The organism is Halobacteriovorax sp. (assembly GCF_041587335.1).
GTDB lineage: Bacteria > Bdellovibrionota > Bacteriovoracia > Bacteriovoracales > Bacteriovoracaceae > Halobacteriovorax.
The window spans coordinates 1-13,150 of record NZ_JBFGYP010000083.1 but is presented as its reverse complement, the minus strand read 5'-3'; the positions used below and the strand labels follow the sequence as shown (position 1 = coordinate 13,150).

The 13,150-nt window shown below is 35.4% G+C and carries 16 protein-coding genes; 12 read left to right on the top strand and 4 right to left on the bottom strand.

From position 1 onward, the window contains the following. Positions 1 to 165 (bottom strand): DUF4186 family protein (locus ABX784_RS11560; RefSeq protein WP_372655199.1); only part of this gene is annotated, 165 nt, incomplete at its 3' end. 153 nt (positions 166 to 318) lie between these two features. Here ABX784_RS11560 and ABX784_RS11555 point away from each other — a divergent pair. The 8 genes from ABX784_RS11555 to ABX784_RS11520 all read left to right on the top strand — a co-directional run bounded on the left by ABX784_RS11555 (position 319) and on the right by ABX784_RS11520 (position 6,103). Beyond that, a complete protein-coding gene (locus tag ABX784_RS11555) occupies positions 319 to 972 on the top strand; it encodes an RluA family pseudouridine synthase (protein ID WP_372655196.1) in 654 nt (217 codons plus the stop codon). Then, positions 956 to 1,888 (top strand): RluA family pseudouridine synthase, encoded by a 933-nt coding sequence (locus ABX784_RS11550; protein ID WP_372655195.1) that lies wholly within the window; start codon positions 956 to 958, stop codon positions 1,886 to 1,888. The genes ABX784_RS11555 and ABX784_RS11550 overlap by 17 nt, the downstream gene beginning before the upstream one ends. Positions 1,889 to 1,928: 40 nt before the next feature. Beyond that, positions 1,929 to 2,441: an NADPH-dependent FMN reductase gene (locus tag ABX784_RS11545; RefSeq protein WP_372655194.1), complete on the top strand. Its 513-nt coding sequence runs from the start codon at positions 1,929 to 1,931 to the stop codon at positions 2,439 to 2,441. 136 nt (positions 2,442 to 2,577) lie between these two features. Next, the gene (locus ABX784_RS11540; RefSeq protein WP_372655193.1) at positions 2,578 to 2,775 is read left to right on the top strand and encodes a DUF4266 domain-containing protein; all 198 of its coding nucleotides are present in this window, start codon (positions 2,578 to 2,580) and stop codon (positions 2,773 to 2,775) included. Next, positions 2,762 to 3,907, top strand: coding sequence for a DUF3570 domain-containing protein (locus ABX784_RS11535; protein WP_372655192.1), 1,146 nt, complete (start codon positions 2,762 to 2,764; stop codon positions 3,905 to 3,907). The genes ABX784_RS11540 and ABX784_RS11535 overlap by 14 nt, the downstream gene beginning before the upstream one ends. Beyond that, entirely contained in the window at positions 3,907 to 4,740 is an 834-nt protein-coding gene (locus ABX784_RS11530; protein ID WP_372655191.1) for an FAD:protein FMN transferase, read from the top strand. Before ABX784_RS11535 ends, ABX784_RS11530 begins: the two co-directional genes overlap by 1 nt. Then, on the top strand, positions 4,737 to 5,171 hold the full coding sequence (locus ABX784_RS11525; RefSeq protein WP_372655190.1) for a TlpA family protein disulfide reductase: 435 nt from the start codon (positions 4,737 to 4,739) through the stop codon (positions 5,169 to 5,171). The genes ABX784_RS11530 and ABX784_RS11525 overlap by 4 nt, the downstream gene beginning before the upstream one ends. Before the next feature lie 80 nt (positions 5,172 to 5,251). Next, the gene (locus ABX784_RS11520) at positions 5,252 to 6,103 is read left to right on the top strand and encodes a sugar nucleotide-binding protein (protein WP_372655189.1); all 852 of its coding nucleotides are present in this window, start codon (positions 5,252 to 5,254) and stop codon (positions 6,101 to 6,103) included. Here the strand turns inward: ABX784_RS11520 and acs are convergent. The 3 genes from acs to ABX784_RS11505 are packed head-to-tail and all read right to left on the bottom strand — an operon-like array spanning position 6,098 to position 8,815. Beyond that, positions 6,098 to 7,993 carry an acetate--CoA ligase gene (gene acs, locus ABX784_RS11515; RefSeq protein ID WP_372655188.1) on the bottom strand — a complete coding sequence of 632 codons (1,896 nt, stop codon included), beginning with the start codon at positions 7,991 to 7,993 and terminating at the stop codon, positions 6,098 to 6,100. The genes ABX784_RS11520 and acs overlap by 6 nt on opposite strands. A gap of 28 nt (positions 7,994 to 8,021) precedes the next feature. Next, positions 8,022 to 8,510 (bottom strand): VOC family protein, encoded by a 489-nt coding sequence (locus tag ABX784_RS11510; RefSeq protein WP_372655187.1) that lies wholly within the window; start codon positions 8,508 to 8,510, stop codon positions 8,022 to 8,024. 5 nt (positions 8,511 to 8,515) lie between these two features. Continuing rightward, positions 8,516 to 8,815: a peptidylprolyl isomerase gene (locus ABX784_RS11505; RefSeq protein ID WP_372655198.1), complete on the bottom strand. Its 300-nt coding sequence runs from the start codon at positions 8,813 to 8,815 to the stop codon at positions 8,516 to 8,518. Between the two features lie 179 nt (positions 8,816 to 8,994). Between ABX784_RS11505 and ABX784_RS11500 the strand changes: the two genes are divergently transcribed. From ABX784_RS11500 to ABX784_RS11485, 4 genes are all read left to right on the top strand, one after another. After that, on the top strand, positions 8,995 to 10,386 hold the full coding sequence (locus ABX784_RS11500; RefSeq protein WP_372655186.1) for a M14 family metallopeptidase: 1,392 nt from the start codon (positions 8,995 to 8,997) through the stop codon (positions 10,384 to 10,386). A 101-nt stretch (positions 10,387 to 10,487) separates the two neighbouring features. Then, entirely contained in the window at positions 10,488 to 10,922 is a 435-nt protein-coding gene (locus tag ABX784_RS11495) for a disulfide oxidoreductase (RefSeq protein WP_372655185.1), read from the top strand. Further along, entirely contained in the window at positions 10,919 to 11,560 is a 642-nt protein-coding gene (locus tag ABX784_RS11490) for a DsbA family protein (RefSeq protein WP_372655184.1), read from the top strand. Before ABX784_RS11495 ends, ABX784_RS11490 begins: the two co-directional genes overlap by 4 nt. Positions 11,561 to 11,692: 132 nt before the next feature. Continuing rightward, a partial coding sequence (locus tag ABX784_RS11485) for a urocanate hydratase (protein WP_372655197.1) occupies positions 11,693 to 13,150 on the top strand: 1,458 nt, incomplete at its 3' end.

Below are 13,150 nucleotides of genomic sequence, written 5' to 3'. Positions count from 1 at the left end.
TTTTACAATTAGAGTTCTACCTTCTAGTAAAATAGAGTCAAACCCTCTCTTTGCTAAATAGTCCCACTGCTCATCTCTTAGCTTGAACTTAGAACATACCTTAGAGCAACCTAGTCTCCTAAATATATCTGTAAAATAAATGTTCTCACTTACATGGTTTTTCAATGATCAGCTTCTCTTAAATGCTTTAATAAATGATATAGTAGAGTCTAGATGATAGCAATAAAAGTCAAGGATTTCTTATATATTTCTCATACTTAGATCATTAATGATATAGCGTTATATTGCGAAAACTCAAAGAGTGTGACATAAATAATTATGATAAAAGTAATTAAGGACAACGAGTCATGGCTCATAATAAATAAGCCCAGCGGGACCAGTGTTCACAATGATTCAGAAAGTGTTATTGAGTACTTTAAATCAAAAAATATAGACACTATTCCTGCACATCGTATTGATAAAGACACAAGTGGACTACTCCTACTTGCTAAAGCTTCAGATAGCGTTGCATCTCTTCAAAAGTCTCTTTCAAAATCCAAGAAATACTATTTAGCTATCTGCCGAGGAAAGACTCAAGTCCATTCTGGAACTTGGTCAGACCCTTTAAGTGATAAGGCCGAAGGATTTAAAAACCCAAGAGGAAAGAAATCTGAGCTAAAGAGCTGCATCACAAACTGGAAGTTAATACATGCTAATAAGTATTTTTCCTTAATTCTTTTCCAAATTGAGACAGGAAGAACCCATCAAATCAGGCGACACTGCGCTATTCATAAATTAGAAATAATTGGAGACAAGCGATATGGAGACTCGAAGTATCAAAAACTAATAAAGAATAAGTATAGTTTTACTAACATGGCCCTACACTCCTATAGACTTGATATTGAAATAGATGGTCTAGCAGAATCATTTCAAGCGAAGACACCTTCATACTTCGATACAATTATGGGAGAAGAAATTGAAAAGTTCTTATAAGGTATTAAAGCTTAAAGCATTTAAAGACGACTCTCTATATAAAAATTTAAAGAACGCCTTAAGAGAACATTTCTCACTTTCTCTGGAGTTATCCGATTTTAATATTTTACTAAAACAAAGAAGAATTAAAGTAAAAGGTAACGCAATATCAGATGCTAAATATGAGCTAAGAAGAGATGATAAATTTACCGTCTCTATCACAAAATCAGAACTCAGAAAGTGGTCCCTACCAGTTAAAGAAAGTATCAAAATCACATCAGATATGATTCTACACGAAGAGAATATTTTTTTAATAGGAAATAAGCCTGCAAGTATCTCATCGAATGCAACTATCGACTCTACTCAAGACAATTTTCTAGCAGCAATAACAAGATATATAAGTGGACCACATAAAGAAAAATACATCGCCTTACACCATCGTATCGATTTTGAAACGAGTGGAATATTAGTTTTCTGTAAGAAAAAATCTTATAACAAATACTTCACAGAATTATTTGAAAAAAAGGTCATAAAAAAGACATATCTTGCACTAGTCAATGATCTAGAGAACTCGTTTAAGGATACTACTGTAGCAAATAGATTAGATAGAGACCCAAATAATAAAATGAAAGTTAAAAGTACTAATAGTGGCGGCAAAGAAGCAAAAACTAAATTTGAAAAGATTGGTCACATTGATGGTAAAACTTTAGTTGAGGCGACTCCAGAGACAGGGAGACTCCATCAAATACGTGTTCACTTAAGTGAACTTGGCTACCCTATAAGTGGAGACAGTATATACGGAAAAAAGTCAGAAGGAAGAACTCTGTTGCACGCATACAAAATAAGTTTCCCTCATCCTGAGTCAAAAGAGATAGTTCTTTTTTGTGCGCCAATTCCCGAAGACTTCCCAGATGATATTACCAAGCTAGTCAAATGAAATAAAATAAGAGATAACAATATAAAAAATCGGAGGATAAATGAAACCAAATATTCTTATCGTCACAGCAAGTGATGGCAATAACTTAAAACTAGCAAACACACTTCTAGATATTTCAAAGGAATACGAGGCTCAATTTGAAGTAATCAACCTTCTCGACCTCAATCTTCCACTTTATACAGCAAAAGAAGAAAAGAATGGAACACCTGCTGATGCAACATATATTACGAAGAAATTCATGGATGCAAATGGCTTTGTCTTTTTAGCTCCCGAGTATAATGGTTCAGTACCACCTGCTTTAAATAATACAATTGCTTGGATTAGTAGATCAGGAAATGATAACTGGAGAGATGCACTAAACACTAAGCCTGCTGTTTTAGGAACTCATAGTGGTGGCGGTGGAAATCATGTTCTCATGGCCATGCAAGAGCAATTTGCTTTCATAGGATGTAATATTATTGGAAGGAAATTACTTACTAGCTACGCAAAAGAGTTAAACGTAGACTCAGCAAAAGAAGTTATTTCACAATTAGTAAAAATTAGCTCAATCTAAACGTCTAAGAGGGAGTACTCTTCGTGGTACTCCCATTAAGAAAACATACCTTACTTTATTAAATATTTTAAATAAGTACCTTACGACTTTCAATATTTAATAATTAATGAAATAATTATGTCCTGGAGATTTATTTATGAAAAAAATATTACTTTTATTACTCTTCACTTCTTGCGCAAATGTTAAGCAAATAGACAGAGGAAGACTCAGTTCAAAAATAATGAAACTTGACCCTAAGCCAGAAGAACAAGTATTTCTAGAAGAAGTTAATTCTTATAGAGAAGGTTCAGCTGGCGGAAGTGGCTCAGTGGGAGGTGGTTGTGGCTGTAATTAGATGGAGCTTACTTACAACATTCATTCTAGCACTTTCTATCGTTCAAAGTTTTGCAGAGATGCTCACACCAAAGATATGGAAAACAAAAATACTTTTCAACATTTATTCTCAGTCTTCAAATAATGGAGCACAAGTCTATGACGACTCTGGAGATGAGGATGCCTTTGTATTTGAGCCAATGTTTTTTGCTAGTTATCAAATAGACGAAACAACGAACATCAGTGCACACATGACCATTGATACGTGGACGGCTGAATCAGACACTCGATTAGATGCTAATACAGGCCAATCTGGAGAAGGAATCGAAGGCCAAGGAAGAATTTCAGGAAACTTCTCCTACTCAAAGGAAGTTGGAAAGTCCTTATGGACTCCTAAGATTGGATTTAGTAGTGAATATGATTATAAAAGTTTGAATGCTGGTCTCTCATGGACTGGATCGTTCGCAGAAGATAACTTTACACTCACCTCTTCAGCGCAATTCTTTATGGATTCTACTAATTTGTTTGACTACGTAAATGAAAAGACAACTGAATCGAAAGATAAACGTGTCTACTCTTTAGATATAAATGCATCTCAATTTCTGACAAAGAACGATATACTCTCATTCGGACAAACGACAATAATTCAAAATGGGGCGCTAGAAAGTATTAGAAATTCAACTAATGTTGGAGGAACAAGAGTAGCGGAACAACTTCCAGGTTCAAGAAAGAGATATGCTTACTACATTCAACATGTTCATGCATTTAGTGATGATCTTGCCTTCTCCAATAAGTATCGTTTCTATCACGACTCTTGGGACCTCAAATCTCATACCATTGAAACTTCTCTTAGGTTTACAACAAATAATGAAAATGGATTCTTAGAACTAAACTATAGACTCTATTCTCAAAATAGCGTTGAGTATTTTCATAGAACTCTTCCATCATTACTTCCTAGTTTCACAAATGATAGTGACTTAGAAAAATTCACTTCTCATAGAGTTGGACCTCATTACTCATATGACCTTGGTGAGACAAAAGTATTTAATTTTGAAATTGAAAACTTAAATCTATCAACTGCTGCATATTACTACACAAGATCAAACGATCTAAGTTATGTACTAACACAGTTTTCAATTGGTGCAGAGTTTTAGTGAGTGCACTTAAATCTATTTCATCATTTCACATGAACTGCTCGTGGGAGATTTCTTATTTCCCACAACCTCACTTAAGTGAAAATGAAACAATAGATCTAATAAAACAAACATTTAAAAAAGTAGAAGATTTTGAAAATTACTTCACAGTATTTAAAGAAAGTCCTTTTAATGAAATTAATAAAAATGCAGGGATAGCTCCCGTAAAAGTGAACACTCTCACAATTAGCCTAATCAAAGAGTCAATTGATTACTACTTTAAAACAAATTACTTCTTTAATATTTGCTTCCTCGCTCCTGAAGGGTCGAATAACCCTTCAGAAATTGAAATAGATGAAGGAAATACTACAGTCTATCTACCTAAGAAAGAGATGAGAGTTTCACTTGGAGGCATAGGCAAAGGTTACGCTGTAGATATGTGTTATGAATTCTTAAAGAAAAAAGGAATGATTAACTTTATGGTTAATGGCTCAGGAGATTTACGTGTCTATTCCCATAAAAACTCTCCGAGACCTTGGAGAATTGGAATTACAAACCCTTTTAATATTGAAAATAAGATTGGATATATCAATTTGAAATCAGGTTCTCTGGCGACAAGCGGACAATATTTAAAGAAGAATCATATCAAAACAAGTTCTTTAAATACACCTCTGGCCGTCACAGTTAGAGGTGAAAAAACATCAGATTCAGATGTTCTTGCTACATATTTGTCATCATTGAGCTCTGAAGAAGCTGTTACAAAAATGGAAAGAATGAAAGTCAGTGGTTTCATCATTGATCGATCTGGAAAAGTTCATAGATCAACGCACTCATTTAAGGAGTTATCAGAATGAAAAATATTATGTTATTAATGAGCCTATCCCTAATTTTTACAACTAATGCCTACACTCCAAAAGAATTCAAATTAGATTCATATGACAAATCAGCGCCAGTTGAGTTAAAGAATTTAAATGATAAGAAAATTCTTATTAACTTCTGGGCGACATGGTGTACAAGTTGTATTGAAGAGATCCCAATTCTACACAAATTAAAAGTATCTAAAAATGCAAAAGATTATCACTTCATTGCAATTAGTGCAGGAGATTCAAGAAAAAAAATCAAGAAATTTATTAGAAGACATAAATTTAATTATAAAATACTTATGGATAAAGATAATTCATTATCAAAAAGCTGGGGAGTTGAGGCCCTACCAGTCACAATAATTTTAGATAAAGAACGTAAGATTATTTACGAAGGGATTAGACCACCTAAAACTCTACCGTAGGCACATTTTACCGAACCGGCAGATCCATTCAATTACCGAAGTATTAGCCTTCGTTAATTTTAAATACTATAATATACTCCATGAAAAAAATATTAATACTCGGAAGCTCAGGCTGGATAGCCCATTACCTAATTCCTTCTCTAAAAAAAGAATTTGGAGACTGCCATATTGTAGGTAGCGTCTTAAATAATAAACCTGAACACCTTATCGATATATTTCAAGCTTCCAATGATCAAATAGAGATCATTGATGAGCAAATTGGAAACCTTCAACCTGATATTGTTATAAATATGACAAGAGGTGAAGACAGTGATGCTGTAGCTCTACACAAATATTTAATAGAGAAGTCTGTCTCATTAGGTTTTCACTACAATTACTTTTCTTCATTCAATGCACTAGATGCAAATATTGAAAATGAACACTACGAAGATGAAACACCAAATGCTCAAACAGAGTATGGTGAATTTAAGGCACTATGTGAAAAAGAGCTTACAAAGTATGGTGATAATTTTTCTATATTTAGATTTGGAGCAACTCATGGTTGGGCACCTAATTCACAGTCAAGAACAGAGCTTTTCTTAGAAGTTATGCTAAGTGGTGAATCACTTACTATTGATCGTGGAGTTCTACAAAATAGACTCGCAACAAACCATCTAGCCAATATGATGGCTGCAGTACTAAAAAGAAAGGGAGAAGGTGTATTTCATTTCGGCGCTAGAGATGGATCAGATGAAATCGATTTTCTAAGAAACCTAGCTGAGAGCTTTGGCCATCCTAGAGAACAAATTATAGAAGGTGGAGTAAATAAATGTAATGCTCTGATGATACCTGAAAGAACAATTAAGTTAATTGGACCAGAGTATGAAAAAAGCGAAGAGGATACATTATTTGCCATAAGACATATGATCCGCCTCGCTCAATATATTCTATAATGATCCGTCTTTAATCACTTCCACGATAGATGGATCTAATAGAGTTGAAATATCTCCAAAGTTGTCAAACTCTTTAGCTGCAATTTTTCTCAAAATTCTACGCATAATCTTCCCTGACCTTGTCTTAGGAAGCCCTGGGACAATTTGAATCTTATCAGGCTTAGCAATAGGGCCAATCTCACTCGTTACAACTTCTAAAATTTCTTTAACCATATCTTCATGATGATCTTCAGTTGCAATAATATAGGCATAAATCCCCTGCCCTTTAATATCATGAGGAAAACCAACAATAGCAGACTCTATAACATGCGGATGTTGTCCAATTGCATTTTCAACTTCTGCCGTTCCAATTCTATGTCCCGATACATTTAATACATCATCTACTCTACCAGTAATTCGATAGAGTCCATTTTCATCTCTTCTACTTCCGTCACCAGTAAAGTAAGTTCCAGGATACGCACTAGTGTATGTTTGCTTAAATCTTTCGTGATCACCCCAGATCGTTCTCAGCATTCCAGGCCAGGGCCTAGTAATACATAGGTTTCCTTCGGCGTCTCTATCCTCAATCACTTTTCCTTCGGCATCCATTATTGCTGGAAATACTCCAGGAAGAGGAAGAGTAGCAAAGCATCTTTTATTTTCAGTAACACCAGCTAGAGAAGATATTAGAATACCTCCAGTTTCGGTTTGCCACCAAGTATCTACAATAGGACATTTTTCTTTACCTATTTCTTTGTTGTACCAATTCCAAGCTTCTGCATTTATTGGCTCACCAACTGAGCCCAAAACTTTCAATGTGCTTAGGTCTTGTTTTTTTACAAAGCTACTATCACAGGCCATCAGCGCTCTCACAGCAGTTGGTGCAGTATAGAAGTGAGTAATTTGATGCTTATCTACAATTTGCCAAAACCTCCCAGCATCTGGATAAGTAGGGATACCTTCAAACATTGTTGTAGTTGCACCATTTAAAAGAGGTCCGTAAGTTATATAAGTGTGTCCAGTAATCCAGCCTATATCAGCAGTACACCAATACTTATCATCCTCATTCATTTGAAAAACATTTCCAAAAGTATATGCGGCCCAAACCATATAACCAGCAGTAGTATGTAGAACACCTTTTGGTTTTCCTGTAGATCCAGATGTATAAAGAATAAATAGTGGGTCTTCAGAGTTCATAACTTCAGCTTTACATTCACTTGATGATTGAGGGTAGAGATCGTGCCACCATACATCTCTTCCTTCTTTCATCTTTATATCGTTTCCAACTCTCTTATGAACAATCACATGATCAACACTACTTTTTTCTAAGTCATTAAGTGCTGCATCTGCAATATCTTTTAATTGAGTAACTTTACTTCCTCTAAAGCCAGCATCGTTTGTAATTAGAAGCTTGCATTCACAATCCTCTATTCTTCCAGCTAAAGCGTGAGCTGAAAATCCACCAAAGACTACAGAGTGAATAGCACCAATCCTAGCGCATGCAAGAACAGATATTAAAAGCTCAGGTACCATCGACATGTATAAACAAACACGATCTCCTTTACCTACACCTAATTCTTTCATCATATTAGCTGCCTTGCAGACTGCTTCATGTAATTCTTTATAGGTATACTCTTTTGAATCTTCCTCAACAGTATTAGGTTCAAATATTAAAGCTATTTTATCTGATCTATTCTCAAGATGGCGGTCAAGACAGTTCTCCGTAATATTGAGTTCTCCGCCTTCAAACCATTTAATATTTGCATCCTCAATAGTTCCAGACTGAACCTCGTCCCACTTCTTACGCCAAGTAAAAGAATCCGCAATATCTCCCCAGAATTTATCAGGGTTAGTTCTTGATTCTTGATATGCAACTGCATACTCTTCTAGACTATTAATTTTCCAATCCATAAAAAATCCTAATGAAAATGTTGTAAAATTATTTTAATTCACTCTTGATAACGTCTTCTAAAGAGTTATGATGAAACTTAATCGATAAGTCCCCAAGCTTTATTCTAAGTTCAGGGTTATGATTTTTCTGTGCGCCTTTCCAGTCAAATTCAATGTCTTCATACTTACTAGAAAAGCTAACAAAGCTTTCATCTATAACACATTCAATATGCTCGAAGCCTTCTTTATAATCAGCATCTTCTTTGGGAGCAGGTAACTCAAGAAGGGGAATCCTATGATGCTTATATTTAACGGGCTCTAAAAGTTTATATGTAGCAATAGGACGACTAGAGATCATAGCTTCATGTAAGAGTTTATGCTCTTTTTCTAACTCACTCTTTAACTCGTTATATCTAACTGTTGAAGCGACCCTATAGCACAAGTGATCAATATAGAAATCATCTAAATTAATACCAAGAACCTTCAGATCAGCTTCTATCTTCTCTATGAATTGTTGAGCTAGAGAAAAATCTATCATTGCCTCTAGCCTAATCGTTTAATTAAATGAAAACCAAATTGAGTCTTAACTGGACCAGAAACTTCTCCAACATTCAATGCAAATGCTGCATCTTCAAATGGCTTAACCATCATCCCTTTACCAAAAGAACCTAAACTTCCACCATCTTTTCCAGAAGGACAATTTGAATAATCTTTTGCCAATTCTTCAAAAGATTTACCTTCTTCAATTTTTTTAAGTAAGTCTGTAATTTCATATTCATGATCAACGAGTATATGTGATGCTGTTACCTGGGACATATCAATTTCCTTATTTAATTTTTTTATTAGATAAGGTTAACGACGGACAACGCGTTTGTAAATATTTATACAGTTCGCTTACTTTACAAGTAACACTAAGCTTCCAAACTAAAACCGTCGGTTTATCTAATATTAAATGACATTATTTGTTCAAAACCTCTAGTGGAGTGATAATAGAGGTAATTATAAGTTCAGGAGGAACACATATGTTAAAAAACTTACTCGCAGTAGGCCTACTGCTTGCGCTCATGCAAAACTCAAACGCTCATTCTCATAAGTTTCAAGAAACAAAAAGAAGTGTGTACACCTCAGTGAAACTGAATGACTACGCTAAAGATATGAAGAAGATTCAATCTCTAGACTTAGATGTTACAGGAGTAGATATTGGTAATAGTATCGTTGATTTATTTCTCACCAAAGAGCAGCTTAATAAATTATATGAACTAAACTTCAATATTATTCAGGATAAATCTAATCAGGCCATAAGTGCACTAGATGAACAATATAAATCCCCTTCAGAAATAGAAAGCATTCTTAAAGAATGGGAAAGAGAACATTCAGATATAGCAAAAGTCTTTGTTATAGGAACATCATCTGAGGGAAGAAATATTTATGCTCTTAAAATATCTGATAACGTCTCCACTAGAGAGCATTCAGAGTCGGCAATCCTATTCAATAGTATGCACCACGCTAGGGAAGTAATGTCTCCAGAAGTTAGTTTAGATATTATTGAAACTCTTATTACAAACTACAAAACTGATCTAAAGATAAAAAGCTATGTTGATTCAAATGAGATCTGGGTTGTACCAATGCTAAACGTAGATGGTAATGCAAAGGTATGGAATGGATCAAAAATGTGGAGAAAGAACACAAACTACGGACATGGAGTAGATATTAATAGAAACTACCCTCACCTTTGGGGAAGTTGTGGTGGATCTAGTGGTATGAAGTGGTCAAGTACCTATAGAGGACCAAGTGCTGGTTCTGAGCCTGAAGTTCAGGCCTTAATGAACTTAGTAAAAGATATCAGACCTGTATTCGATATTAGCTATCATGCCTATAGTGAAATAGTTATTTACCCAATGGGTTGTAAGGGATCGAGAACTCAGACAAAAGAGGTCGTTGAAAGAATAGGTCAAGAGATTGGTCAAAGTGTAAACTACAGGGCCGGAACGGCCTGGGAACTTCTCTACTCTGTAGATGGTTCAGATATTGATTGGATGTACAACGCTTACCAAGTAATTCCATATGTTCTTGAGGTAAATAGTAGAGCTCAAGGCTTCCAGCCAGACTATGATACGTGGAGAGATAAAACAGTTAAAAGAAATAGAGCTGCTTGGATGACTCTTCTTGATAAAATGACTGCTACAGGAGTCAAAGGTAGACTTGATGAAACATACCCTAGTCCAGAAAACTATCAGATAGAAGTGAAAGACTCTAATGGGAAGGTGTTTCAAAACTACAAGATTAATCCCGATGGGACATACCATATCGTTTTAAACGAAGGAAAATATAGCCTTAGTTTAAAGAAAGGTAGAAACTCACTAAATACAAAAGTTGTAGAGTTAAGTTCATCTCTTATGCCTCTAAACTTTTAATTCAAATTTACGGGGCACTTCTGTGCCTCGTTTTCAAACTTGTTAAACCCAATTCTTTTTACACAAATACATGATCATGTTATCCTCCCTCAGAGGTATTAATGATAAATTTAAAAGAAAATCAAAGTGCGTGGTACTTATTATTTATTTGCTGGGTAATAGCATTTGTTGCGACTGCAGGAAGTTTATTCTTTAGCCAAGTTATGGGGTTTCCGCCTTGTGAGCTATGCTGGTATCAAAGAATATTCATGTACCCCCTAGTCATTTTCTTTATCATAAGCCTGATATCATTGGATGGGAGTGCATTTAAGTACTCGCTGCCCTTAGTCATTATGGGTTGGGTAACTGCCCTTTATCACAACCTCCTCCACTACGGAATAGTTCCTGAAAGTGCATCACCATGCAGAGAAGGTGTCTCGTGTTCTGATATTTGGATTAACTGGCTAGGTTTTATAACTATTCCTATGATGTCATTTATTGCCTTTAGTTTAATTTTAATTATCCTCACCATCTTTTATAGGAGATACCTAAGATGAATAAGCAAAAAATTATAGTCCTTGCCACTTCAATAGTTGTTATCATTGCTTTTGTTGCCGCAACATTCTTCTACAATAGTAGCCAAGATAAAAAAGATGAACTAATTGCAAAAGAGAAAGAAACCCTATTTGTCCGTGCACACTCTCCTCAGCTAGGGCCAAAGAATGCTCCTGTTCAACTTGTAGAGTTTATGGACCCAGAGTGTGAAAGCTGTAGAATGTTTCACCCGTTTGTGAAAAACTTAATGAAGAAGTACGAAGGTAAAATCCATCTAGTAGTTAGATATGTACCTTTTCACGGTAACTCAAAGTTTGCGATTGCTATTCTTGAGTCAGCTAAGAAACAAGGAAAATTCTGGGAAACTCTAGATATACTATTTAAGAATCAACCAGCATGGGGAAATCATCACAATCCTAGCCCAGAACTTATTTGGAATTATTTACCAATGGTAGGTCTTGATGTTGATCAAGTGAAGAGAGATTATCAAGATCCAGCGATCGCAAAACTTATAGAGCAAGACTTTGCAGATGCAAGAGAACTTGGAGTAAGGGCCACTCCAACATTTTTCATAAATGGTAAACCATTGAGAGACTTTGGCTATAAGCAACTAGAAGATCAAATTAAAGAAAACCTATAATAACAAATCAACTAGTTAACGCATACCTCACTAACAAAAGGTGCCTCGCACCTTTTGTTACTTCTAGAAAAATCAACTCTTTGAAGCTATAGTACCCAAAAATTTAAAGCATAAAAGGGACACACTAAGATGATGAGTAAAGAAGAGTTTCAACAAAAAATCCTAGAAGGTATTCCAAAATCACTCCCAGCAAAGAAAGCTTACGAGCCAGAGATAAATCATGCACCTAAGAGAAAAGCAATCCTTAGTGATGAAGAGAAGAAGCTCGCACTAAAAAATGCACTTAGATATTTTGATAAAGAATTTCATGCAGAACTCATTCAAGAGTTTAAAGAAGAACTAGAAACTTATGGAAGAATCTATATGTATAGATTCAGACCTGATTATAAGATATCTGCACGCTCAATTGAAGACTACCCACATAAATCTAAACAAGCAGCGGCAATTATGTTGATGCTTTCAAATAATCTTGATTACGCAGTAGCGCAACATCCACACGAACTGATCACGTACGGTGGAAATGGGGCCGTATTTCAAAACTGGGCGCAGTACTTACTTACAATGAAGTATTTAGCAACAATGACTGATGAGCAAACTCTGGCACTATATTCAGGACATCCAGCAGGACTATTCCCATCACATGCAGGAGCTCCGAGAGTTATTGTTACAAATGGTATGATGATTCCAAATTATTCTAAGCCAGATGACTGGGAAAAGTTTAATGCTCTTGGAGTTACTCAATATGGCCAAATGACTGCTGGTTCATTTATGTATATTGGACCTCAGGGAATTGTTCATGGAACAACTATAACAGTCCTAAATGCTGGAAGAAAAATTAGTAATGGTGAAACAGATTTAGCAGGAAAACTATTTGTAACAGCAGGTCTTGGTGGAATGAGTGGAGCTCAACCCAAAGCAGCTGTTATAGCCGGTTGTATTGGTTTAGTCGCAGAAGTAAACGAGAAAGCTGTTCAAACACGTTACGAACAAGGATGGGTTGATGAGGTTTTCACAGACCTCGATAAGCTAGCAATCAGAGTAAAAGAAGCTAAAGCAAATAAAGAAGTTGTCTCTATTGCCTACCAAGGAAATATAGTAAACCTCTGGGAAATGCTAGAAAAAGAAAATATTCATGTTGAAATAGGCTCTGATCAAACTTCTCTACATAACCCTTGGGCAGGAGGATACTACCCTGCTGATATAAGCTTTGAAGAATCAAATAACTTAATGGCAAATGAGCCAGAGAAGTTCAAGACTCTAGTCCAAGAAACACTAAGACGTCACGTTGATGTTGTAAACAAACTAGTTGATAAGGGAATGTACTTCTTTGACTATGGAAATGCATTCTTATTAGAAGCGTCTAGGGCCGGTGCAGATATACTTAATGAAAAAGGTGATTTTAAATATCCAAGTTATGTTCAAGATATTATGGGGCCAATGTGCTTTGACTATGGATTTGGTCCTTTTAGATGGGTGTGTACAAGTTCAAATCAAGATGACTTAGATAAAACAGATCAAATTGCCTGTGATGTACTAAAAAATCTGATGAAAGAATCTCCTAAAGAAATTCAACAACAGATGCAAGACAAC